This window comes from Streptococcus equinus (genome assembly GCF_049393735.1).
Taxonomy (GTDB): Bacteria; Bacillota; Bacilli; order Lactobacillales; family Streptococcaceae; genus Streptococcus; species Streptococcus equinus_G.
Map to the genome: position 1 here is coordinate 898,110 of NZ_CP185946.1, position 25,688 is coordinate 923,797.

Below are 25,688 nucleotides of genomic sequence, written 5' to 3' on the forward strand. Positions count from 1 at the left end.
ACCTCTTCTTTGATCAATAGGTTATACGTTAAGGTATTCTTCTAAGTCTTTCAAAGCACGTTCAGCAACTTTTTCATAACGTTCTTTTTTATCGCGGATACGTGGTCCTTCAAGTTCTTTAACGATACCAAAGTTAACATTCATTGGTTGGAAATGTTTGCTTTCAGCATGAGTGATGTAGTGTGGCAATGCACCAATAGCTGTTGTTTGAGGGAAGATAACAGGTTCTTCACCTTTGAAACGACGCACAGCATTGATACCAGCTACAAGACCTGATGCAGCAGATTCTACATAACCTTCAACACCAGTCATTTGTCCAGCGAAGAAAAGATTTGGATTTTGACGTGTAGCAAATGTTTCTGTCAAAAGATTTGGAGAATCCATGTATGAGTTACGGTGCATAACGCCGTAACGGACAAATTCAGCATTTTCTAGACCTGGAATCATGCGGAAAACACGTTTTTGTTCACCCCATTTAAGGTGAGTTTGGAAACCAACAATGTTAAATAAGCTGCCAGCAGCGTTATCTTGACGCAATTGAACAACGGCATATGGTGTTTTAAATTCACCATCACGTGGACCTTTGTAGTCGTCTGGATACTCAAGACCAACTGGTTTCATTGGACCATAAAGCATTGTTTTAATGCCACGTTTTGCCATAACTTCAATTGGCATACAACCTTCGAAGTATTTTTCTTTTTCAAATGAATTAAGCGGAGCTTCTTCAGCGTTGACAAGAGCTTCATGGAAAGCCATGAATTCTTCTTTTGTCATTGGGCAGTTAAGATAAGCAGCTTCCCCTTTATCGTAACGTGATTTAAGATAAACTTTGTCCATGTCGATAGAACTTTTATCAACGATTGGTGCTGCCGCGTCGTAGAAATAGAAGCCGTCTCCACCATTTAATTCGTGGATTTTTGCAGCCAAGGCATCTGAAGTAAGTGGTCCACTAGCGATGACTGTGATAGCATCGTCAGGAATTTCAGTGATTTCTTCACGGATAACTTCGATAAGTGGGTGGTTTGTAACTTCATCAGTTACCATTTGTGAAAATCCGTCACGGTCAACAGCAAGAGCACCGCCAGCTGGTACACGAGTGCTTTCAGCAGCTCTCATGATGACAGAATCCAAGCGACGCATTTCTTCTTTCAAAAGACCAACAGCATTTGTTAAACTGTCACCACGAAGTGAATTTGAGCAGACAAGCTCAGCGAATTTATCAGTTTTATGCTGAGGAGTTGGTTTAACGCCACGCATTTCGTAAAGTTTAACTGGAATACCGCGCTTAGCAATCTGATAAGCTGCTTCAGAGCCAGCTAAACCAGCTCCAATAACGTTAATGTATGATGATTGAGACAATATACTAATACCTCCAAAACGACGTCAAAATGGCTAAATAAGCCAATCTGCCATCGCTTCCAGACATGGGGATTTCCCATATCTGAATCTTTCTATTTTTAATACTTGACTATCATAACATAAAATCATTGAAATACAAACAAATATTTAAAGTTGTAAACATAATTAAAGTTATGTAAAAACGCTAAAACAAACAAATCCAAGCAGCTAGCAAAACACTTAAAATACTAAATAATGATCCAATCAAATAATATTCTGCAAATGTTGGACTTTCTGAAATTTTGTTATAACGTGCAATAGATTTTGCTGTAAAGACTAAGCCAATTGAGGCGAACTGATTAAAAATGATACAAATACTCATTACAATACGTTCTAAAAGACCAATAGTAGCTCCTGCTCCCGGGATAGTATCCATTTTTTGATTGTCTTGTGGCTGATATTTTTGAAAGAAAATCTTAAAAAAGACATTAGTCGGTTTAGTAATCAATACAAGAAACAAAATCATATTGAAGCATTGCCCTATTTGTTCGCTTGCTATGAAGCTGATAGGGGGATTTTTCATTAGAAAAAGGATAATTACTATATGAAGTATCTGGTCAAAAAGAAAAGTTACCATGTCACTTAAGCTCAACCACTGGGCTACATAAGATTTCCCAAAATCAATAAGAGCGTGACTAAGGAGAATAGTCATGCTAATCACCCAGAGGTTTGGTAAAAGACAAGTCACAAGAATTAGCGGAAATGCAACGCCAAACAAGTGAATCATAAGGTATTTTATATCCGAATTTTTACGGTCTGCGACAGTTTGACTTTGAAGTTGAAAATCAGATAAAAAGTGACAAATCAATAGTAAAGTCAGTGTAGGATTTTGGATTAAATAGTGTGACAGTCCTATAATTGGCATTAATATAGCTCCTCTCCGATGTGTTTTAGTGCCTGTAGTGCAGCATTTCGAGCACGTAAGTATATTTTGATGTTGCTGCTTTTTAAGCGTTTTGAAAGAGCACTAGTTGACAATTCTAGACGTTTAGCTAATTGTTTTTGGTCAAAGTGTTCATCATATATTCCCATGCTTAGAAGTTCTTTTAAAACCACTTTCTGACTTGCTCGCCAGTCAGATTTGATAGCTTCGCTGCTTGCAATTAAGGTGTTGATGATACTAATTTTCTCTTCATTATCAGAATAAACAGCGATTTGCGTATTACCATAATCATTTTTCTGGTGAATATAATTAATCGCTTTTCTAGCATGCCAATACGCCGGACCATCTGCACCAATACTTAGTTCTGGGTTGATATCCGTTAGAATCTTTCCTACGCCAACTCCAAACCGTACTTGATAAGGTTGCATAGCTAGATTGATACGGTCAATGATTTGAAATACTGGAGCATCAAGACTAAGTAATCCTTGGAATTCATCACCAAGTGTGATGGAGAATTTGGATACTAAAACGGCTTGATATTCATTATTTAAATCATTTAAGCAAGTTTCTAACGTTTTTTGGACTTGATAGCGGTTATCGATTTTCTTTGAATCAATAATATCGCCAATTACTGCAAAATAATTCATAGGCTACCTCTCTTATAGGTCTATTATAACAGACTTATCAAAAAAAGTCTGTTATAACGGAAATTATTTAAAAAGTCTATTATAACAGCAATGAAATATGTATAAAAAACCTTGCAAAAGAAATTGCAAGGTTGATTGTTTTATTTAACTTTTGCTTCTTCGTAGTCACATTCTTCATTGCTGCAGACGACTTGTTTACCGCCGCCACGAATTTTCTTCTCAACAAGGAATTGACCACATTTTGGACAAGAACGTCCGACTGGTTTGTCCCATGAAGTGAATTCACATTCTGGATATTTGTCGCAACCATAGAAGATACGGTTACGTTTGGTTTTACGTTCGATAACTTGACCTTCACCACAAGTTGGACAAGTAACACCAATTTCTTTGGTAATTGCTTTTGTGTTGTGGCACTCAGGGAAATTACTACAAGCGTAGAATTTACCGTAGCGCCCCAACTTGATAACCATTGGGTGTCCGCAGAGGTCACAATCAAAACCAGCAGGTTCGTCTTTGATTTGAATTTTTTCGATTTCTGTTTCAGCTTTTGCTAGTTCTTTTTCAAATGGTTTGTAGAAAGCGTCAATAACTTTTTGCCATTGTTCTTTACCTTCTTCGACTTCATCAAGCTTACCTTCCATATCGGCTGTAAATTTGACATCAACGATATCAGGGAAGAATTCAACGATTAGATTATTGACAATTTCACCGAGTTCAGTTGGCTCAAAACGTTTTGAAACCAAACGAACATAGTAACGTCTTTGGATGACATCAAGCGTTGGCGCATAAGTTGATGGACGACCAACACCATTTTCTTCCAATGTCTTGATAAGAGTTGCTTCAGAATAACGTGCTGGTGGTTGAGTGAAGTGTTGTTCAGGATTTGTAGAAACTTTCTTAACAACATCGCCTTCAACCATATCAGGTAGCATCTTGTTTTTATCAGAGTCGTTGTAAACGGCTAAATAACCATCGAACTTGACTTTACTACCATTTGCTGTAAAGCGAACACCATTTTGCTCTAAATTAACTTTCATGGTATCAAAGATAGCTGCAGTCATTTGACTTGCAACAAATCGATTCCAAATCAGTGTGTAAAGTTTTAACTGGTCTTTATCTAAGTGTTTTGCAATTGATTCAGGTGTTAAATTAACATTTGAAGGACGAATTGCTTCGTGGGCGTCTTGTGCACCAGATGCGTTCTTAACGCGACTACCGTGTTTAGAATAGTTTTCGCCGAAACGTTCAGTAATAAAGCTTGCAGCATCATTTTGAGCTACAGGACTGATACGTGTAGAGTCAGTACGCATATAAGTGATTAAACCTTGAGTACCACTCTTACCGAGACTAATTCCTTCGTACAATTGTTGAGCGACCATCATAGTCTTACGTGTACGGAAGTTGATTTTGTTAGCAGCATCTTGTTGAAGAGATGATGTTGTATATGGAAGTGGTGCATTACGACGACGTTCTTTCTTTTCAACTTTGGCTACATTGAATTCATCACTAGTAAGTCGAGCAAGAACTTCTTGAACTTCTTCGTTAGTGTTAAGTTTTAATTTTTTGCCGTCAATGCCATAAAAAGCGGCTTGAAATTTTTTAGTTCCTTTTTTGAAGAAACCATCGATTGTCCAGTATTCTTCAGGTTTAAAGGCTTTAATTTCATTTTCACGGTCAATAATCAATTTCAGTGCAACAGATTGTACACGTCCTGCTGAAAGACCTTTTTTAACTTTTTTCCAAAGTAGTGGTGAAATAGAATAACCAACAATACGGTCAAGTACACGACGAGCTTGTTGTGCATCCACTAAATCCATGTCAATTTGACGTGGTTCGACAAAGGCATTTTTGACAGCATCTTTAGTGATTTCGTTGAAAACAACACGGTTTTTATCATTTTCATCAAGACCTAAAATATGTGCTAAATGCCATGAAATTGCTTCTCCCTCACGGTCCGGGTCACTTGCGAGATAAACTTTTTTAGATTTTTTAGCCTCTTTTTTCAAATCATTGATTAAAGGACCTTTACCACGGATGTTGATGTATTGCGGTTCATAATTGTTCTCAAAATCAATAGACATACTTGATTTTTTCAAATCGCGGATATGACCAACCGAAGCGACAACTTTATAGTTGCGTCCTAGATATTTCTCAATTGTTTTTGCTTTAGCTGGTGATTCCACAATAACCAAGTTTTTCTTGGCAGCTGTTTTTTTCTTTGTTGTTTTTTTACTAGTTTTTTTAACAGCTGTTTGGGCTTTTGTAGTAGTCGTTGCCATAAGCTCACTTCCTATCAGTAATAAACTTATAACATGATACCCCGCTTTTTTAAAACTGTCAATAAAAAAGTTGTATTTAATAGAAAAGATTTTAAAAAATTCAAATAAAATAATTCTCTAAACCCTTGCTATGACAGCGCTTAGCTAATTATCTGAAAAATCCATATTTTTCTATATAACAGAGTGAAAATAAAGAAATCTCTGTAGCAAAAAAGCACCAAATAAGGTGCTTAATATCTAGTGCTTAAAAAATTATAATTGGTATTCTGATAGGACATCCATGCCTGAGGTGATGCATTTTGCTCCTTCTTTTATCAGATGATGACAGCCATCGGATTTACCATCTAAGATATTTCCTGGAATTGCAAAAACATCTCGTCCTTCTTCTAATGCTCTCTCACAAGTAATCAAACTCCCTGAACGCATTTTTGCTTCTGCTACGATAACACCTTGAGACAATCCTGCAATAATGCGATTGCGCTCTGGAAAATGGAATTTTAGTGGAGCCTCTCCTACAGCATACTCACTTAGGATTAGGTGGTTTTTACCCAAATATTCTTGCAGTAACTTGTTCTCTTTAGGGTAATGAACGTCTAAGCCACAGCCAATCACAGCTATAGTCGCTCCACCATTTTTTAACGCTGAAATGTGTGCACTTGTGTCAATGCCACGCGCCAACCCACTAACAATGACAAATTGATTTCCGAGTTCACTAACAATCTTTTGAACAGATTTTGTCCCCGTTTGAGATGCTGTCCTCGCTCCTACTACTGCCATTTTAGGACGCTTAAGTAAATCTACGTTTCCTTGGTAAAAGAGCAAAACAGGTGGATTATAACAATTCTTTAATTCCATTGGGTACTCATCATCTAGTATTGAAATACTAGGGTACTGATTAAAAATTTTGCGCAACGACTTGCTATCAAGAGATTTGTATTTTTCCAAGAAAAGAATTGGATTCTTACACTTTGAAGCTACAGCCATATCTCTCAGGGACAAAGATTTTTCTTGTTTACTCTGATAATCCAAAAGAGCTAAAATATTAAGATTAGTCAGTCCAGCTTGTTTTAATTTAAATAATTCAAAATTGTTCATTTTATACCTCACTACTTTATTATTCGAAAAAAAGCCCTGAAAACAGGACTTTGTGAGATATTTTTGATTTTTATAGGGTTACTTGCCGGTTTTGATTAGTGCTAGTTTTCCTTTAACATAGACTTAATCGGTTCAAATGTTTTACGATGAATTGGTGTAACACCCAGTTTTTTGAGACCTTCAAGGTGGTCTTTTGTTCCGTAGCCAACATTTTTTTCAAAGGCATACCCTGGGTATTCTTTAGCGTAATCTGCCATCATGCGGTCACGTGTTACCTTAGCGACAATAGATGCGGCAGCAATTGACAAAGAATTAGCGTCTCCTTTAATAAGAGATTCTTGCGGAATATCTGTATCTAAGTGCATAGCGTCGATGAGGAGATAGTCTGGTCTTGTAACCTCTCCCTTTAATTGGTCGATTGCCTGTAACATACCGACTTTAGTAGCTTCGTAGATATTGATGTCATCAATGACATTATTATCAATAACACCAATCCCTACTCCTAAAGCACGCGCAAGTACTTCTTCATAGATTTCCTTATGGTGCTTTTTAGGGATTTTTTTAGAGTCGTTAAGATGCTTGATTTTACAATTTTTCGGAAGAATAACACAAGCTGTCACTACTGGTCCTGCTAGCGGGCCTCGACCAACTTCATCAATTCCGCCAATAGCTTGATAGCCTTGCTTGTAAAGTTCTTTTTCATAGCGCAGCATATTTTCCAAACGCAAATCTTCATCAATATCAGCTTGAATAGCTTTTTTTCGCTGTACTATCGCTTTTTGAACCCCTGCACGGCTATCTGATTCATAATCAATCCAACGACTGTCATCAAGGCTATCGATAGCTGCTAGTGCTTCTTTTACTTCTTTAACGGTCGCCATTTTCGATTTCTCCTACGACATCTAAAGTATAACGACCAAGTTTACCTTCACGCACGTCTTTAACAAATAAAGCATAGAAACGGTCGTAGTCATCACGGAAACCTAGTTTTTGTGTCATTGCCATAATAATTTCAGGTGCTTCTTCTTCTAGGTCAATTCCTTTATAACGCTCAATCAAACGTTCTGGATAGTGTTCTTTGAAGAAATTAAGCCCGAAGATAGTTACTTCATCCATTGGTAATAGTTGGTCTTTAATAGCACCTGTAAGAGCAAGTTTTAAACCAACGACTTCGTCTTCAAATTTTGGCCAAAGAATCCCAGGTGTGTCAAGGATTTCTAGGTCTTTATTAGATTTTAGCCATTGTTGGCCTTTAGTAACGCCTGGTTTATTACCAACGACAGCAATTTTCTTACCAGCCAAACGGTTCATGAGTGTAGATTTACCAGCGTTTGGAATTCCAATAATCATAGTACGTAGTGTTTCTTTTTGAATACCACGCTCACGTAATTTTGCTAACTTATCAGCCATTAATGATTTTGCGGCTTCAGTTACTAATTTAACCGTTGATTGCTCTTTTGAGTTAACAGCTAGTGTTTTAATGCCTTGGCTTTCAAAATATTTGCGCCACTCATTTGTACGATTGCTGTCAGCAAGATCTGCTTTGTTTAAAATCATTAGTTTTGGTTTATCACCAACAATTTTAGTCAACATTGGATTTTGACTTGAAAGTGGCAAACGTGCATCCACTAAAATAGTCACGAAGTCAACGTGCTTAATATTTTCTTGAACTTGTCTACGGGCTTTTGACATATGCCCTGGAAACCATTGAATAGTTGCCATAAAATCTCTCCTCTATTAATGAATCTATATTTTAGTATTTAACAATTAATTTCTATTCACAATTGTGAAAATCCATCACGTAATATTATATCATAAGTCTTTTTATTATGGGAAAAAGCTGAATAATCATAGAACTTACTCTATTCTTGACTATCATATCTTAAGGCGATACAATGATATCAAATACGAAAAGGCTTACCTCAAGGAGATTATATGATTGATTATAACGAAATGTCAGTAGAAACATATGTAAAAGAACGTTTAGAAAAAGCTATCGATACTTATAGCAAAAAAGCAAAATTCCATCGTGCATGGTTTATTGTATTTAAGGTAATTCAAATCATTGCACTTGCGCTAATTCCTATTTTAGCCAGTTTACCCATTCCTTGTTTTAAACTTTTGGTTGTGATTATTTCGTCTATTGTACTTGTTCTTGAGGCTCTTATCGCTCTTTCAAGTCATAAAGAAAAATGGCAACTTTATCAAGAAATCTCAAAAATGATTACTTCAGAGAAATTTGCTTTTCAAACTAAAGCTGGTCTTTATCAAAATAAAGATGATGATAATTGCTTTTCACTTCTTGTTGAACGTTGTGAAGCTATGATTAAATATCGTGATTAAAAAGAACCCCGTGTTTATAAACATGGGGTTAATCTTTTTTATGCGAAAATAGTATTGGAATACTCAGCATCACAAAATAATAAGGTAAAAAATGCCAATACTGTGTTCTATGTGGATCTAAATAGGTGATTATTAAAATAAATAAGCACCAAGATATCCAAAGTATGGTTACTAATTTACGCTTTTTCAGAATAAAATCTTTGAATTTATTTTTCAATAACCTGATACTCTTTATGAAATCTTTTCTCAGAAATAATACGATGGTTGGTGCAATCAAGATAATCTCCTAAATAGCCAATCTGATACATGCCATAACCAGCAAAGCCTCCACCAAGACTTCCAACTGCACCAAGTTTAAGGTTTCTTGCTGTGGAAGGATTTAATCCTGCCATTAAAATACGTAAATGATTGTCTAACCAATACAAATAATTCTTCTCGAAAGCTTCCTTTACCCAATTTGGATAGCTTTCAACATTTTCTTTACTGATTTTCCAAACATCAGCCGCTTTTTCTTTATAAATTGCTTTCATACCTCTCCTTTAACTCCCTTATAACTAAAAAATAAGTGCCACTACTAAGCGTGTCAAAATAGTAATGACCAATAGTTTTTGAATACAACATTTAGTATCTGCGGGCCAGTCTGTTATTTGAACAATGCAGACACATAGTATCAAAATACTAATAAAACTAAAAAATAACATTTTTCCTTTCCTTCAAAATCCATGCATGCAATGCATGAAACTGTACGACATCAGTATACCAGATTTTTGAGCAAATTTTCGAAAATGTCGTAAACGGTCGTTTTTTTGTCGTAAACGGTAAAAAAATAAGAGCCTTTTAACAAGACTCTTATTTTTATCTTACATTAGTTCGTTAAAATCCCAAACTTCTGTCCAACCTTCATAGAAGTCAGGTTCGTGGCAAACCATCAAAATACTTCCTTTGTAGGCTTTCAAAGCACGTTTGAGTTCTTCTTTAGCATCAACATCCAAGTGGTTAGTTGGTTCGTCAAGAACAAGAACGTTGTTTTCACGGTTCATAAGCAAGCAGAAACGGACTTTAGCCTGTTCTCCACCTGAAAGCACTTGAATTTGACTTTCAATATGTTTTGATGTTAAACCGCAACGAGCAAGAGCGGCACGTACTTCTGCTTGGTTAAGAGCAGGGAAAGCATCCCAGACAGCTTCAAGTGGCGTTTGGCGGTTGCCAGCAGCAACTTCTTGTTCAAAGTAACCAAGCTCGATGTAATCACCACGTTCAACACTACCTGCTAGTGGCGGAATGATTCCTAAAAGACTCTTAAGAAGAGTTGTTTTACCAATACCATTGGCACCGATGATAGCAACTTTTTGATTTCGTTCAAAAGTTAGGTTAAGTGGTTTTGTCAATGGACGGTCGTAACCAATTTCTAAGTCTTGAGTTTGGAAGATGAAACGACTTGGTGTACGAGATTCTTTGAATTCAAATGATGGTTTTGGTTTTTCAGCCTGCAATTCAATGCGATCCATCTTGTCTAATTTTTTCTGACGTGACATAGCCATATTACGTGTTGCAACACGCGCTTTGTTTCGGTTAACGAAATCTTGCAAGTCAGCAATTTCTTTTTGTTGACGTTCGTACGCTGCCTCAAGTTGTGCTTTTTTCATAGCATAAACAGCTTGGAAATTATCATAATCACCAGTGTAACGAACCAAGTCATGATTTTCTACGTGGTAAACAATATTAATAACATCATTTAAGAATGGAATATCGTGTGAAATCAAGACAAAGGCATTTTCATAGTTTTGAAGATAACGTTTCAACCATTCAATGTGTTCAGCATCAAGGTAGTTAGTTGGCTCGTCAAGAAGTAAGATATCTGGTTTTTCAAGCAAAAGTTTTGCTAAAAGGACTTTTGTACGTTGACCACCTGACAATTCGGTAACATCAGAATCCATCCCAAAATCCATAACACCAAGGGCGCGTGCGACTTCATCAATCTTGGCATCTAGCGTGTAAAAATCACGTGACTCTAGACGGTCTTGTAGTTCACCAACTTCTTCCATAAGTGCATCCATATCAGCACCTTCATCTGCCATTGACATGTAAATATCATTGATACGAGCTTCTGTTTTGAAGAGTTCGTCAAAAGCTGTACGCAAGACGTCACGGACTGTCATACCTGCTTCAAGTACAGTGTGTTGATCAAGGTAACCTGCTGTTACATATTTTGACCATTCAACTTTTCCATCATCAGGTTGTAAATGTCCTGTAACGATGCTCATGAAGGTAGATTTTCCTTCACCGTTTGCCCCAACAAGACCGATGTGCTCACCTTTTAATAGTCGGAAAGACACATCTTCGAAAATTGTACGTTCACCAAAACCATGGCTTAAATGTTTAACTTCTAAAATACTCATTCTTTATTTACTTTCATTATTTTTTTTGAAAAAATAGCAGAGCTTTATAGCCTGCTTCATACATAATCTTTTCAATTATAGCATGACTTTAAGAAGTAAAGCAATGACTTTATACCATTGAAAGCGCAAAATAAAAAGCTCTTGTCAAAGAGCCAATTATTTATTCAGAAATGGTTTTGGTATGAGCGTGCTCATAATCAAAAACTTGTTTTAAAATCGGGTAAAGAATTGGAACTGAGATGATTGTCACTAATGCAGAGCCAAATGTTCCGCCAATTTTAACCAAGGCTGTCAAAAATGCAACATTCAATTGTAGACTACCAACCACGCTGTTGATGATAGTATATTTAACCAAATTGCTGATGATTTTAGTAATAGCAGCTACAACACCAACAATAATGACGTTGTGTGGTTTAGTTTCAGAATGCATCAGCTTTTCAAAAACTAAATGAAGAACCAAGCATACAATCAAAGATTCTAAAATAGTAATCCAAACCTCAGCAGCGTACCCATTAATGACATCAAATAGCCCAAGACCAATTGAAGCTACCAAAGCTGCAATCTTTGAACCGAATAATAGTACAGCAACTACTACCAATGCATTTCCAAAATGGACAAACTGTGCGCCCAGCGGAATTCGTAAGAATTGTACACTGATAAAAATCAAGGCTGAATAAAAACTAAGTTCAACAAGTTGACGTGTCGTAAGATTGTTCATGCTTTTTCCTCCATTAATCGTGTAATGTTATTTGTTAATTCTGGCAAAAATGGCTCGAAAGATAGTCCAAATCGCAAATCACGGTTTAGGACTTGAGTTCGTTGAAGCGTTTTATCAATAAAGTCTAGCGCAACTTCTGCCACATCATCTAAAGATAAATCATGAAAATAACCAGCTCCGAGAATTGCAGTTATTAAATCGCCAGTTCCAAAAAAGTGGTACGGGTAAGCTTTTGAAAAATGGTAAGTAATGTTGCCGCTCTTACGATTAAAATGGGCAAGCCCGATTTTACCATCCTCAAAAGAGATACCAGTCAAAATAATGTGTTTATTATTGAACCTCACTAATGCTTGACACAGCTGCTCGATATCTGTCTTTGAATAATTCTCACCCAAGTAAGGTAAGTCAGCTAACAAGCAAGCCTCAGTTAGATTAGGAGTAATAACGTCAGCGTCTTTGCAAAATAGCTTCATTTTTTCAACAAATAACTCTTGGTACCCAGCGTATAAGTGACCATTATCAGCCATAATCGGGTCAACAAAGCGTGGCAATTGGTGTGCATGAGCATATTCAGTTAGTATTTCCAACTGTTTCTGTGTTTTAAAATACCCTGTAATGATACCTTGGCAAGGAAAATCTAAGGTGTTCCATTGTTTAACGAAGCCTTCTGTTACTTGAGTCAAGTCAGTAATGTGAATATCATTAAAACCACCTGTATGAGACGATAACAGTACAGTCGGCATCGGAATAACTTCGATTAGGCACGATGATAATACCGGTAAAGCACTAGATAAGGCTACTTTTCCTAAACCAACAATATCGTTAGCAACGATTACAGATTTTGTGAGTTCTTCCATAATAAACAACTTTCTAATCTCATATAAAAACAAATCAGCCTGCTTGAAAAGGTTTTATATGAAAGTTTAAAAATATTGTAAGAAAATTCAATTTATTATACAATAGGTATTATCTAAAACTGTATGGGGACAGAATATGGCAAGTAAATATCAAGAAATTATCACGTCACTCATTAATCAAATTGAAACTGGAAAGTTATCAAAAGGTGATAGAATTCCTTCTATCCGTAGCTTGAGTCAAACCTTTCACTGTAGTAAAGATACTGCTCAGCGCGCTTTGTTAGAATTAAAATATCAAAATTATATTTATGCTGTTGAAAAAAGTGGCTATTATGTCTTAGAAAATAAACAGCAGAAAGAAGCGCCTTTAAATCTCAGTTTAAGCGATTATAACAATATGGCATACGAAGATTTTACGACTTGCTTGACAGAAACGCTAGTTAATCGCGAAAATTATCTGTTTAACTACTACTATCAACAAGAAGGACTCCAAGAACTTATTGACTCATTGCAAAAATACTTAGAAAAAAGTGCTATTTATGCCAAGAAGGAAGATATTTTGGTCACTTCAGGGACTCAACAGGCCCTTTACATTCTCTCGCAAGTGATTTTCCCAAATCAGAAAAAAACGATTCTGTTAGAGCAGCCAACTTATCATCGTATGATTGATTTAGTGCGGTCGCTTAACCTTCCCTACCAGACGATTAAACGCCATTTTAATGGCATTGATTTAGATGAACTCGAAGAATTATTTAAAAGCGGCGACATTAAATTTTTCTATACAATTTCTCGCTTTTCAAATCCACTTGGTCTGTCTTATTCAAATGCTGAGAAGCAAAAGATTGTTGAGCTAGCAAAACGTTATGATGTTTACATCATTGAAGATGATTATATGGGCGATTTTGCAAAAACTACTGATTTGCCCTTGCACTACTATGATACTTCAGACCATATTATTTACTTAAAGTCGTTTTCAATGACTATTTTTCCAGCTTTACGTTTAGGGACGATTATCCTGCCACGAACGCTGACAAAAGCCTTTTTGAACCTTAAAAAAATGATTGATTACGATACTAATTTAATCATGCAAAAAGCTTTATCGCTTTATTTAGACAGTGGGTTATTTGAAAAGAATGTCACATATTTGAAGCAAGTATTTCAAAAACAAATTTCCAAATCTCATGAAGTACTTGAACAATTTCCTAATTTTCAGCATTACAACACATCGTTTCATGGAGTTGTTCTTGAATTACCAGAAAATCATCACCTCGGTAGCTTAACTTTTACTGAGGATATCAACTATTTAGAAGATAATTATATCGATATGTGCGAAAAACATTTTATCCGAATTCCAAATGATGACAACCTTCAAAATCATCTCACCTTGATTGCTGATAAATAAACATAAAAGCCACGGAATTTCTTCTGTGGCTTTTTATTTCTGATTAATAGTCTGGACGTAGAACACCTGTAACAGTTTCTTTAGTTGCTTTTACATCACCGTCGATAACAACGTCAATGATACGTTTAGCATCTTCTGGCGGACAGCAAACAAGCGGCAAACGTAAAGGACCAGTTTCAAACCCAAGATAATTGAGTACAGCTTTGACAGGAGCTGGACTAGGATATGAGAATAGAGCATTAACTTTTGGAATAAATTGACGCTGAATAGCTGCTGCTTTCTTAATATCATTATTTTCAATGGCAGTAAGCATTTCATGCATTTCATCACCATTGACATGTGATGCTACAGAAATAACACCATCTGCACCAAGGTTCATAGCATGGAAAGCATCACCATCTTCACCAGTGTAAATCAAGAAATTGTCAGGCTTGTGCTCGATAAGATAGGCCATATTAGCAAGACTTGTACACTCTTTAACACCAATGATATTTGGATGTTCGGCGAGACGTAGCATTGTTTCTGGTGTCATTTCAACGACGACACGACCTGGAATGTTATAAATAATAATCGGTAAATCACTCGCATCAGCGATTGCTTTAAAATGCTGATACATGCCTTCTTGTGATGGTTTGTTGTAATAAGGGACGATTGCAAGCCCTGCAGCAAAACCTCCAAAGGCGGCAACTTCACGCGCAAATTCGATTGAATCTCGTGTATCATTTGTACCTACACCTGCAATCAAAGGTACGCGACCTTTAACAATCTTTTGGACAGCTGCAAATAATTGCAATTCTTCGTCGTGAGTTAACGTTGGACTTTCTGCTGTTGTTCCTGCTAACAAAAGGGCATCTGTATGGTGTGCTAACAAATGCTCGATAAGTTTTGGAAGAGCATCAAAATTAATTGAACCGTCTGCGTTAAAAGGCGTAACCATCGCAGTAATAATTTTAACATCTTTTAAATCTTCAATAGACATAATAAACCTCTCTCTTTGTCTAAGATTTCAATACACAATACAAATATGGCTCAAACCAGCTTCATGAGAAACTGGCTTGAGAATCATTATTTAAGTTCGAATTTTAGCTCTTTTGTTGGATGAACAAGACCACGTTCGTGAAGTGTTTCTGCAATTTGCACGGAGTTCCATGCAGCACCTTTTAGAAGGTTATCAGAAACGACCCACATGTGAATACCGTTTTTGACATCCAAGTCTTTGCGGATACGTCCAACAAATGTTTCTCGTTTTCCGACAGCATTTGCAGCTTGAGGATAGACTTGGTTAGCTACATCATCCTCTAGTACTGCACCTGGGAAGGCTGCGATAGCTGCTTTCACTTCTTCGATTGGAGCTACTTCTTTTGTTTCAATGTAAACTGATTCTGAGTGTGAGAAAAGAACTGGCACACGAACACATGTTGCTGAAACAGGAAGTTCAGGTTCTTCCATAATTTTCTTAGTTTCGTTTGTCATTTTCATTTCTTCATATGTGTAGTCGTTATCAGTGAAGACATCGATTTGCGCAAGAGCATTAAATGCAATTGGAAAGTGTTTTTTATCACCGCCACATGGCAAAATATCTGCATGAACATCTTTAGGAGCTACACCATCATTGACAACTTCTTTAATTTCTCGAAGTGTTTCATTGATAGCTGATTGACCTGCTCCAGATACAGCTTGATAAGTTGATACAATGATACGACTCAAGCCCCATTTTTGACGAACTGGTTCTAAAGCAACCATCATCTGAATAGTTGAACAGTTTGGACAAGCAATGATACCATTATGAGCATCTAATGCATGAGCATTAACTTCTGGTACAACAAGTGGTACATCAGGATTTTGACGGAAATAAGATGTGTTATCAACGACGACAGCACCTGCTTTAACAGCGTAAGGAGCGAATTTTGCTGAAACAGAACCTCCAGCAGAGAAAAGTGCGATATCAACGCCTTCAAAAGAATCTTCTGTTGTTAACTCAACGGTAACATCTTGTCCCTTATACTTTAATATTTTCCCGGCAGAACGTGAAGATGACAAAAGACGTACTTTGTCAATAGGGAGTGTTGATTGTTCTAATTGTTGAATCATACGTGTTCCAACGGCACCTGTGGCGCCAACGACAGCGACTGTATAGCCCATTTCAATACCTCTTCCTGGAAAATAGTATAATCTATTCTCAATTTTCTAAAAATTTTATAGTAGCTACATTATACAATTTTTTAAAGTAAAAGAAAAGACTCAATTTTGTGAAATTTTAAAATATTTAAAAGAATTTTTGCAATTTTTTGACAAACAAAAAATCCCTACCAAAATGGTAGGGATAGAGGCACTCAAGAAAGAGTGTGGCAAAAAGGTTCACACAGATTGCCAAAGTCCGCTCCTGCGTTTCTAGTCGAACTAGAATGACCTCCTCTTGCGCAAATAAACTCTCAAATCGAGTTAATTCGGCTCATCGCATGTAATTAGTATACCATAGAAAGTAAGATTTGCAAACACTTCTTTTCTACATCAACGGTGCGATGGTTTTAACAAGTAGTCCGATGAGTTTTTCGTGAGTTGGACGTTCATCAAGCATTTCTTGAGTTACACGTTCACTTTTTCGCATTGTTTGGATGCAATCATCATAAATATCACGAATTGCTGCAACTTTGTATAGGTAGGTCGCACATTCGAAATGATGATACAAGCTACGATAATCAAGATTAATGGTTCCAACAACTGCTTTGCTATCGTCACTGATAAAGACTTTAGCATGGATAAATCCAGGAGTGTAATAATAAATCTTGACCCCTGATCGCATGAGTTTTCTAAAATAAGTTTTAGCAAGCATATAAGGTACTTTTTTATCTGGAATACCTGGCATAATGATTCTAACATCTACACCACGCTCCGCCGCAAAACAAAGTGCATGCTCCATTTCACTATCTAAAATCAAGTAAGGTGTCATAATATAGACGTACTCTCTTGCGTGATTGAGAATATCAATGTAGACATTTTCCCCAATTTTATCTGTATCAAGTGGTGAGTCGCCATACGGTATAACGTACCCTTTAGCTTTTCTCTCCTTGTCATGTTTTGCAAGATAGGGTTTTACAACCATCTGTCTTTCAGTGATTGACCACATTTGTAAGAAAAGCACCAAGAAACTATCTACTGCTTCACCTTCAAGCATAACCGCAGTATCTTTCCAATGACCAAAGCGTTCATACTTATTGATATATTCATCAGCTAAGTTAACACCACCTGTGAAGCCAACTTTACCATCGATTACTATAATTTTGCGGTGATCTCGATAGTTATAATAAGTTGAAATAAATGGTGAAATTGGCGAGAATGCTTTAGCTTTAATGCCAATTTTTTCAAGGCGTTTGGTATAGTCAAACGACAACGTAGAAAATTCAATCATGCCATCGTAAAGGACACGAACTTCTACTCCTTCTCTGACCTTCTGTTCCAAGATGCGTAGAATTTCACCCCACATAACACCTTCAGCAATGATGAAAAATTCCATGAAAATGTATTTTTCTGCTTTAAGCAGTTGCTTTTTCAACTCTTCGAAAAATTCTTCCCCTGTTGGGAAATAAGTGACTTCAGTATTTTGGTAGGCTGGGAAATCTCCTCGGCTACGGTCAAAATATTGAACCAAATGGTAGGTTGTCGAAGTATTTCCTTTTAAAACTCTCAAAGTCTCAAGATTATCTTGCAAGTATCTGCTACTAGCGTCCATCAAAAAATTCATTCGCTGCTTCAGACCACGATATCCCCAATCAAGTTTTGTATAAATGAGGAAAAGTGACCCAAGCAAGGGTGCAATCATTACCAAAATCAACCATGTGACACGTGATAGAGCATCCATTTCACTGTTAACCAAATAAAGGACAGCAGCTATTGCTAATGCTCGTTCAACGATAGCCACCCAAATTCGATACTGGTCTAACCAAACAAATGAAGCGATAATAAAGAGCAATTGTAGGATTAAAAGAATCGAAATAACAGTCGTTCGACTAAAAATTCCTCGAAGAAAACTGCGTCGGCTTTTATCTAATAAGCTTAGTGCTTTTATTTTATTAATATTTTTGTTACTGATAAGCTTGACCTCCACATAAACTTTTTTCTTCAATCGCTACTATTATATCATAAGTTGTGGTAAACTCTCTTGTTTGACGAATACGAAAAAAAGCCAGCTACTAAGCTGACTTTTGTATTAATTAGAATAATCCGATAGCTGTACCGTCTTCAGCAACATCCATATTAAGCGCAGCTGGTTTCTTAGGAAGACCAGGCATTGTCATCACATCACCAGTTAGAGCAACGATGAATCCTGCACCAGTTTTTGGAACGAATTCACGAATTGTGATATCAAATCCCTCAGGAGCACCGAGCAATGTTGGGTTATCAGAGAAACTGTATTGAGTTTTAGCCATACATACAGGCAATTTATCCCATCCAAATTGAGCAAATTGTTTTAATTGGTTTTTAGCTTTTTTACCGAAAATAACTTTGTTACCACCGTAAATTTCAGTAACAATTTTAGTGACTTTTTCTTCAAGTGAGTCATCATCAGAGTAAAGGCGTTTGTAGTTTGCATTTCCGTTTTCAACAGCGTTTACGACAGCTTTAGCAAGGTCAACACCGCCATCAGCACCGTTTGCCCATACGCTAGCAAGTTCAACAGGAACATCGATTTCTGCACAAAGCTCTTTAAGGGCTGCGATTTCAGCTTCAGTATCAGCTACGAATTCATTAATTGCTACGACTGCTGGAATACCGAATTTGCGGATATTTTCGATGTGACGTTTAAGGTTAGCAAATCCTGCACGCACAGCTTCAACATTTTCTTCACCAAGATCAGTCTTAGCCACACCACCGTGCATTTTAAGTGCGCGAATTGTTGCAACGATAACAACAGCGTCCGGTGTTGTTGGAAGGTTTGGTGTTTTAATATCAAGGAATTTTTCAGCACCAAGGTCAGCACCGAATCCAGCTTCTGTAATTGTGTAATCAGCTAAATGAAGTGCTGTTGTTGTGGCAAGAACTGAGTTACATCCGTGTGCGATATTTGCAAATGGTCCGCCGTGAACAAAAGCAGGTGTACCATAGATTGTTTGGACAAGGTTTGGTTTGATAGCATCTTTAAGAATAAGTGTCAAAGCACCTTCTACTTTGAGGTCACGCACATAAACCGGTGTACGGTCATAACGATAAGCAACGACAATGTTTGCTAAACGTTCTTTCAAATCTTTGATGTCAGTTGCAAGACAAAGAATTGCCATGATTTCTGATGCAACAGTGATATCAAAACCATCTTCGCGTGGAATACCATTAACTGGGCTACCAAGACCGACTGTTACATGACGAAGAGCACGGTCGTTAAGGTCAACGACACGTTTCCAAATGATACGACGTTGGTCAATACCAAGTTCATTACCTTGGTGCATGTGATTATCGATAATTGCTGAAAGAGCGTTGTTAGCTGTTGTGATTGCGTGCATATCGCCTGTGAAGTGAAGGTTGATATCTTCCATTGGAAGAACTTGCGCATAACCACCACCAGCAGCACCGCCTTTGATTCCCATAACAGGACCAAGCGAAGGCTCACGCAAAGCTAACATTGTTTTCTTACCGATTTTATTAAGAGCATCAGCAAGACCGATTGACATTGTTGATTTACCTTCACCTGCAGGTGTTGGGTTGATTGCTGTTACAAGAACTAATTTACCAGGTTTGTTTTCTTGAACTGATTTGATTTTATCAAAAGATAATTTTGCTTTGTATTTGCCATAGAGTTCAATATCATCAAATGTGATACCAACTTTTTCGACAATTTCTGTAATTGGTTTAAGCTCGACGCTTTGTGCAATTTCGATATCTGATTTCACGGGAAACTCTCCTCTGATAATTTTTGATTGATAAAAACATTATAACACACTTTTTTAAAAACGCACGATTTTTCTTAAAATATTTGTCAATGTTCGTGTTTAGTGTTTGGACTGGATTCTTTTTTATTACAAAATATAGTTTAAAACTATATCAAACAACAACTGTCATAGCAGCGTTTTTAGCAACCCAACTAAACATTTCAAGATCATAAAATCTTTTTGTTAGATAAAAAATAATAAATAAACGTTCGCTTTTTACATCTGTATTCAGTGAAAAGTCCTCTCTTTATTTTCAAAACAATGCAAACAATTTACGAATTTTTTGTTTTTGTGTACAATAAATCTATGAAAATTTTAATTACATCCGGTGGAACAACCGAAAAAATTGATTCTGTCCGTGGTATTACAAATCACGCAACAGGGTCCCTTGGAAAATATATTGCTGAAATCTTTCTAGAAAATGGTCACGAAGTGACTTTGGTTACTACCAAAGAAGCTGTTAAACCAGACAACCATCCTAACTTGGCTGTTTGTCTAATCACAAATGTTGAAAGTCTAATATCGACACTTGAGCCACTTGTAAAAACTAGCGATGTTTTTATTCATAGTATGGCTGTGTCTGACTATACTCCTGTTTATATGACAGATTTACATGAGGTTGAACAAGCTGAGCACGTTTCTGATTTGTTAAAACGTCAAAATGTGGAATCTAAAATCTCTTCTAAAGAAGATTATCAAGTGCTTTTTCTGAAAAAAACGCCTAAAGTGATTTCTCTGGTTAAATCATGGAATCCTGATATCACGTTAATTGGTTTTAAACTTCTTGTTAATGTTTCAAGAGAAGAATTGTTTGCAGTGGCGCGTGACAGTCTTCGAAAAAATAAAGCACGATATATTGTTGCAAATGACTTAACAGAGATTAACGGAATGCAGCACCATGCTTATTTGCTTGATGCTGAGCACAGTTATGAAGCAAATGACAAGAAAGAAATTGCCAATTTGATTTATGAAAGGGTGGTAAATTATGACTAAAACAATCTTATTAGCTGTATCAGGCAGTATCTCTGCCTATAAATCAGCTGATTTAGCTAACGAATTAACAAAATCTGGTTATGATGTCCATATCCTAATGACAAAAGCTGCGACGGATTTTATCACACCACTAACACTTCAAGTACTATCTAAAAATGCTGTGCATCTTGATGTTATGAAAGAAGATGATCCAAAAATCGTTAATCACATTGAATTAGCTAAAAAAGCTGACCTCTTCGTTCTTGCCCCTGCTTCTGCCAATACATTAGCTAAACTTGCACATGGGATGGCTGATAACATTGTCACAGCTACTGCTCTGGCTCTTCCAGCAGAAACACCTAAGTTGATTGCTCCAGCAATGAACACAAAAATGTATGACAACCCATTAACACAGCGTAATATTAGTATCTTAAAAGAAGTAGGTTATCAGGAAATCGAACCACGTTCTAGCCTTCTAGCCTGCGGTGATGTCGGTCGCGGTGCCTTAGCTGAGCAAGATACCATTTTAGAGCGTATTATAAAATCGCTTTAAATTTTACACTTGTCAAGACACCTGCAAACATGTATAATGTATTGGGTTTTTATAGAGAGAACTAAAGCTCTTTAACCAAAATATCATCCTTTAGGAGGAGTTATGAAAAAAAATAAAGCAGCAAGTAATATTGCAACTATCGCAATTTTCTTTGCTATCATGATTGTCATTAACTTTTTAACAAGTCTTGTATTCAATCTTTGGCCTGTGCCAATCAAACCAACGCTTATTCACATTCCAGTTATCATTGCATCAATTGTCTACGGTCCAAAAATCGGTGCGACACTAGGAACTTTGATGGGGGTAATCAGTGTAACAGTTAACACTCTGACTTTACTTCCAACAAGTTACCTCTTCTCTCCATTTGTTGAAAATGGTAATCTTTCATCATTAATTATCGCTATGGTTCCACGTATTTTAATTGGTATCACACCATACTTTGTTTACAAATGGCTTCATAATAAGACTGGTATTGTGATTGCTGGTGCTGTAGGTTCAATGACAAATACGATCTTTGTTTTAGGAGGAATTTTCTTTTTATTTGCAAATGTCTATAGCGGAGACATTAAAGCGTTACTTGCGGTTGTTTTCGGTACTAACGCTATTGCGGAAATGATTATTTCAGCAATTTTAACACTTGCAATTGTTCCAAGTTTACAGAAAATCAAAGCATAAAATAATGAAAGGCACGTGAAAAAGCGTGTCTTTTTTGTTCACATGAAGTTAAAAATGAGTTAAAATTTTACTTTACGCAAACGTTTGAGTAGAAACCGAAAAAGTCCTAAAAACCTTGATTTAACAGCATTTTCAACAATGTTAAGTTTTTACTAGAATTTTTTTTAACAAAGTGGTATAATGAAAGCGTTTATAAGATCATAAAAAGGAGTTCCATTAATGACTTACACTGAAAACTATCAAAAATGGCTTGATTTTGCAGGTCTTCCGGACTATCTTCGTGAAGAATTGCTTGCCATGGATGAAAAGACAAAAGAAGATGCTTTCTACACAAACCTTGAGTTTGGTACAGCTGGTATGCGTGGCGTTATCGGCGCTGGTACTAACCGTATCAACATTTACGTTGTACGTCAAGCAACTGAAGGTCTTGCTAAACTTATCGAAACTAAAGGTGAAGATGTTAAAAAACGCGGTGTTGCAATCGCTTATGACTCTCGCCACTTCTCACCTGAATTTGCATTTGAATCAGCTCAAGTGTTAGCAAAACACGGCATTAAAGCTTATGTTTTCGAATCACTTCGTCCAACTCCAGAATTGTCATTTGCTGTTCGTCACCTTGGCACTTTCGCAGGTATCATGGTAACAGCAAGTCACAACCCTGCTCCATTTAACGGATACAAAGTTTATGGTGAAGACGGTGGACAAATGCCACCTGCTGATGCTGATGCTTTGACTGACTTTATCCGTGCAATCGAAGATCCATTCTCAATCGAGTTAGCTGATCTTGAAGAAAGCAAAGCTTCAGGTCTTATCGAAGTTATCGGTGAAAATGTCGATGCTGAATACCTTAAAGAAGTTAAAGATGTTAACATCAACCAAAAATTGATTGATGAATACGGTAAAGACATGAAAATTGTCTACACTCCACTTCACGGTACTGGTGAAATGCTTGCACGTCGTGCACTTGCTCAAGCTGGTTTTGAATCAGTTGAAGTTGTTGAAGCTCAAGCTGTTCCAGATCCAGACTTCTCAACTGTAAAATCACCAAACCCTGAAAACCAAGAAGCATTCGCTCTTGCTGAAGAACTTGGACGTAAAGTTGATGCAGATGTTCTTGTTGCAACTGACCCTGATGCTGACCGTCTTGGTGTTGAAATTCGTCAAGCTGATGGCTCATACCGTAACCTTTCAGGTAACCAAATCGGTGCAATCATCGCTAAATACATTCTTGAAGCTCACAAAACAGCTGGAACTCTTCCAGAAAACGCTGCCCTTGCTAAATCAATCGTATCTACTGAATTGGTAACTAAGATTGCTGAAAGCTACGGCGCTAAAATGTTTAACGTTTTAACTGGTTTCAAATTCATTGCTGAAAAAATTCAAGAATTTGAAGAAAAACACAACCACACTTACATGTTTGGTTTCGAAGAAAGCTTCGGTTACCTTATCAAACCATTTGTACGTGATAAAGATGCCGTTCAAGCCGTTCTTATCGTAGCTGAAATCGCTGCTTACTACCGTTCACGTGGTTTAACTCTTGCAGATGGTATCGAAGAAATCTACAAAGAATACGGATACTTCGCTGAAAAAACTATCTCTGTAACTCTTAGCGGTGTTGACGGTGCTGCCGAAATCAAGAAAATCATGGATAAATTCCGTGACAATGCTCCTGCTCAATTCAACTCAACTGATATTGTTAAAACAGAAGACTTCTTGGCACAAACTGCTACTAGCGCTGCTGGCGTTGAAAAACTTACAACACCACCAAGTAACGTATTGAAATACACACTTGCTGATGATTCTTGGTTGGCTGTTCGTCCTTCAGGAACTGAACCAAAAATCAAATTCTACATTGCAACTGTTGGTTCTGACTTGGCTGATGCTGAAGCTAAAATCGCTAACATCGAAAAAGAAATCAACGCTTTTGTTAAATAATTACTATAAACACCTTCTACAATACCCAGAAGGTGTTTTTTCTTTTTCTTTACTATCAAGCTCCTGCCTTACATAATTATATTTACGAATACAAAAAAAGAGCAACACCAGGGAGAAAGTGTTGTTCTTTTTGTATTTTAAGAGAGTTTATAATTATATGAATAATTCTTTAAATCTTACCTGATAACCAAGCAAAGACAAAGAATAGCGCAAATCCAAATAGATAAATCAAACCAATAATCGATAGAACTTTTAACCAAGGCTTGATTTGATGTTCTTTGTTATTGACCAATGAATAGTTCAAATAAGCAAAGAATGGTGTTGTGATAAATGATGCAACCATGGCAAAGCGTAGCATTGTAGCAACATTACCAGCAAATAGATAAACAATCACAAGACCAATTGCTGCTGTCAAAGAAACCCAAATCGGTAATGCTTTTGGAGACAATTCTTTTTTGCCAAGAAGTAATCGAAGAGATTCGTTGTTAGCACGTGAGTAACCATCAATTACGGTGATTACTGTACCAAAGATACACAAGAAAGCAATCAAGGTAATCAAAATACGTGACCAGCAACCAAAGACTTTAGCATACATGTTTACAAATTGTGAAATGTAAGCTGCCGATGCTGCCTGTACTTCTTCTCCTGACCCAAATTGAATCAAAGCACCCAAAGCACAGAAGATAAGTGCTAAAAGGGCAGTGCCAATGTATCCAATATTAAAATCAAAAACAGCATCTTTTTCAGACATATTGACTGTTTTTCTCTTCTCAACTGACCACATTGAGTTAATTGCTGAAATTTCAATTGGACAAGGCATCCAGCCCATCAAAGAAACGATAAATGGAAGTGCAGCCATGCGCCAAGGTGTAGGTGCTTCAAAGTTTGGAGCGTATTCATGGTGTTTAAAAAGAGCGATGACAACTGCTAGTACTGTTGCAAGCGTCAAGGCTGTCATAACACATTTTGCAAGTGTATCAAGGAAACGATAACCTCCGATTAACAACATTGCCCAAATAATGACAATTATAATTGTTGTTAACTGTGAAATACTCAATCCAAGTCCATTTGGAAAAATATCAAATAAAATAGCTGCACAAAGGATACCAACACCTGCTGTATTAACGATTGCTGAAAAAACATTCAGCACAAAGAAAATCGTAAGCCAGACTTTTCCTTTTTCAGCATAACCTTCAATAAGACTTTTATTATTTTCCAGTGTATACTGAGATCCAAAACGGAAAAATGGGTATTTAAAAATATTTATCAAAATAATCAGCAAAGCAAGTTGCCAGCCATAAATAGCCCCTGCTTGTGTTGAAGATACGATGTGTGAACCACCTACAGCCGCTGAAGCCATTAGGATACCAGGACCTAGGGCTTTAAGCTTGGTGTGCCAATTTGATTCTTGTTCTATGTTTTCAGTCATAAAACAAACCTCTTTCTAAATAAACTTTCAATTTTCAGATAATTCTGAAATATGTAAACTTTATTTTACAACTCAAACGGACTAAAGTCAATATATTTTTGTAAATTTTCTGAAAAAACTGAAAACGTCTTGTTTTAGAAAGAAAAAACGAAAGGACTAAAAATAGTCCTCTCGTTACTAAA

The 25,688-nt window shown here is 36.7% G+C and carries 22 protein-coding genes; 6 read left to right on the forward strand and 16 right to left on the reverse strand.

Annotation, left to right across the window (positions count from 1 at the left end; all coding sequences use genetic code 11):
• Positions 1-21: 21 nt before the first annotated feature.
• The 7 genes from trmFO to ylqF form a co-directional block, all read right to left on the reverse strand.
• Complete coding sequence (gene trmFO, locus ACNTMY_RS04500) at positions 22-1,359, reverse strand: methylenetetrahydrofolate--tRNA-(uracil(54)-C(5))-methyltransferase (FADH(2)-oxidizing) TrmFO (RefSeq protein WP_423216807.1); 1,338 nt, start codon at positions 1,357-1,359, stop codon at positions 22-24.
• Positions 1,360-1,543: 184 nt separating this feature from the next.
• The gene (locus tag ACNTMY_RS04505) at positions 1,544-2,263 is read right to left on the reverse strand and encodes a DUF3307 domain-containing protein (protein ID WP_423216808.1); all 720 of its coding nucleotides are present in this window, start codon (positions 2,261-2,263) and stop codon (positions 1,544-1,546) included.
• Complete coding sequence (locus ACNTMY_RS04510; RefSeq protein WP_423216809.1) at positions 2,263-2,928, reverse strand: SatD family protein; 666 nt, start codon at positions 2,926-2,928, stop codon at positions 2,263-2,265. Before ACNTMY_RS04510 ends, ACNTMY_RS04505 begins: the two co-directional genes overlap by 1 nt.
• A gap of 140 nt (positions 2,929-3,068) precedes the next feature.
• Complete coding sequence (gene topA, locus ACNTMY_RS04515) at positions 3,069-5,207, reverse strand: type I DNA topoisomerase (protein WP_423216810.1); 2,139 nt, start codon at positions 5,205-5,207, stop codon at positions 3,069-3,071.
• Between the two features lie 252 nt (positions 5,208-5,459).
• Complete coding sequence (gene dprA, locus ACNTMY_RS04520) at positions 5,460-6,302, reverse strand: DNA-processing protein DprA (protein ID WP_423216811.1); 843 nt, start codon at positions 6,300-6,302, stop codon at positions 5,460-5,462.
• Between the two features lie 101 nt (positions 6,303-6,403).
• Complete coding sequence (locus tag ACNTMY_RS04525) at positions 6,404-7,183, reverse strand: ribonuclease HII (protein ID WP_423216812.1); 780 nt, start codon at positions 7,181-7,183, stop codon at positions 6,404-6,406.
• Complete coding sequence (gene ylqF / locus ACNTMY_RS04530; protein ID WP_423216813.1) at positions 7,170-8,024, reverse strand: ribosome biogenesis GTPase YlqF; 855 nt, start codon at positions 8,022-8,024, stop codon at positions 7,170-7,172. Before ylqF ends, ACNTMY_RS04525 begins: the two co-directional genes overlap by 14 nt.
• Positions 8,025-8,237: 213 nt before the next feature.
• Between ylqF and ACNTMY_RS04535 the strand changes: the two genes are divergently transcribed.
• Entirely contained in the window at positions 8,238-8,645 is a 408-nt protein-coding gene (locus tag ACNTMY_RS04535; protein ID WP_423216814.1) for a DUF4231 domain-containing protein, read from the forward strand.
• A gap of 206 nt (positions 8,646-8,851) precedes the next feature.
• Here the strand turns inward: ACNTMY_RS04535 and ACNTMY_RS04540 are convergent, their stop codons facing one another.
• The 4 genes from ACNTMY_RS04540 to ACNTMY_RS04555 form a co-directional block, all read right to left on the reverse strand.
• Positions 8,852-9,175, reverse strand: coding sequence for a hypothetical protein (locus ACNTMY_RS04540; protein ID WP_423216815.1), 324 nt, complete (start codon positions 9,173-9,175; stop codon positions 8,852-8,854).
• Positions 9,176-9,505: 330 nt separating this feature from the next.
• Entirely contained in the window at positions 9,506-11,044 is a 1,539-nt protein-coding gene (locus tag ACNTMY_RS04545) for an ABC-F family ATP-binding cassette domain-containing protein (protein WP_423216816.1), read from the reverse strand.
• A gap of 160 nt (positions 11,045-11,204) precedes the next feature.
• The gene (locus tag ACNTMY_RS04550) at positions 11,205-11,762 is read right to left on the reverse strand and encodes an ECF transporter S component (protein ID WP_423216817.1); all 558 of its coding nucleotides are present in this window, start codon (positions 11,760-11,762) and stop codon (positions 11,205-11,207) included.
• The gene (locus ACNTMY_RS04555; protein WP_423216818.1) at positions 11,759-12,619 is read right to left on the reverse strand and encodes a pyridoxamine kinase; all 861 of its coding nucleotides are present in this window, start codon (positions 12,617-12,619) and stop codon (positions 11,759-11,761) included. Before ACNTMY_RS04555 ends, ACNTMY_RS04550 begins: the two co-directional genes overlap by 4 nt.
• A 136-nt stretch (positions 12,620-12,755) precedes the next feature.
• On the opposite strand from ACNTMY_RS04555, the gene ACNTMY_RS04560 reads away from it, so the two are divergent.
• Positions 12,756-14,021, forward strand: a complete 1,266-nt coding sequence (locus tag ACNTMY_RS04560) for a PLP-dependent aminotransferase family protein (protein WP_423216819.1) — start codon at positions 12,756-12,758, stop codon at positions 14,019-14,021.
• A gap of 43 nt (positions 14,022-14,064) precedes the next feature.
• Here the strand turns inward: ACNTMY_RS04560 and dapA are convergent, their stop codons facing one another.
• The 4 genes from dapA to ACNTMY_RS04580 all read right to left on the reverse strand — a co-directional run bounded on the left by dapA (position 14,065) and on the right by ACNTMY_RS04580 (position 19,903).
• Positions 14,065-15,000: a 4-hydroxy-tetrahydrodipicolinate synthase gene (dapA, locus tag ACNTMY_RS04565; protein ID WP_423216820.1), complete on the reverse strand. Its 936-nt coding sequence runs from the start codon at positions 14,998-15,000 to the stop codon at positions 14,065-14,067.
• Between the two features lie 86 nt (positions 15,001-15,086).
• Positions 15,087-16,163 (reverse strand): aspartate-semialdehyde dehydrogenase, encoded by a 1,077-nt coding sequence (locus ACNTMY_RS04570; RefSeq protein ID WP_423216821.1) that lies wholly within the window; start codon positions 16,161-16,163, stop codon positions 15,087-15,089.
• A 364-nt stretch (positions 16,164-16,527) separates the two neighbouring features.
• Entirely contained in the window at positions 16,528-18,126 is a 1,599-nt protein-coding gene (gene cls / locus ACNTMY_RS04575) for a cardiolipin synthase (protein ID WP_423216859.1), read from the reverse strand.
• A 106-nt stretch (positions 18,127-18,232) separates the two neighbouring features.
• Positions 18,233-19,903 (reverse strand): formate--tetrahydrofolate ligase, encoded by a 1,671-nt coding sequence (locus tag ACNTMY_RS04580; protein ID WP_423216822.1) that lies wholly within the window; start codon positions 19,901-19,903, stop codon positions 18,233-18,235.
• Between the two features lie 345 nt (positions 19,904-20,248).
• On the opposite strand from ACNTMY_RS04580, the gene ACNTMY_RS04585 reads away from it, so the two are divergent.
• The 4 genes from ACNTMY_RS04585 (at position 20,249) to ACNTMY_RS04600 (ending at position 24,077) form a co-directional block, all read left to right on the forward strand.
• On the forward strand, positions 20,249-20,935 hold the full coding sequence (locus ACNTMY_RS04585) for a phosphopantothenate--cysteine ligase (protein ID WP_423216823.1): 687 nt from the start codon (positions 20,249-20,251) through the stop codon (positions 20,933-20,935).
• Positions 20,928-21,467, forward strand: coding sequence for a phosphopantothenoylcysteine decarboxylase (gene coaC / locus ACNTMY_RS04590; RefSeq protein WP_423216824.1), 540 nt, complete (start codon positions 20,928-20,930; stop codon positions 21,465-21,467). Before ACNTMY_RS04585 ends, coaC begins: the two co-directional genes overlap by 8 nt.
• Before the next feature lie 102 nt (positions 21,468-21,569).
• Entirely contained in the window at positions 21,570-22,142 is a 573-nt protein-coding gene (locus ACNTMY_RS04595) for an ECF transporter S component (protein WP_423216825.1), read from the forward strand.
• 219 nt (positions 22,143-22,361) lie between these two features.
• Positions 22,362-24,077, forward strand: coding sequence for a phospho-sugar mutase (locus ACNTMY_RS04600; protein WP_074628665.1), 1,716 nt, complete (start codon positions 22,362-22,364; stop codon positions 24,075-24,077).
• 169 nt (positions 24,078-24,246) lie between these two features.
• Here ACNTMY_RS04600 and ACNTMY_RS04605 read toward each other — a convergent pair whose 3' ends face one another.
• The gene (locus tag ACNTMY_RS04605; protein ID WP_423216826.1) at positions 24,247-25,506 is read right to left on the reverse strand and encodes an NRAMP family divalent metal transporter; all 1,260 of its coding nucleotides are present in this window, start codon (positions 25,504-25,506) and stop codon (positions 24,247-24,249) included.
• Positions 25,507-25,688: the final 182 nt, after the last annotated feature.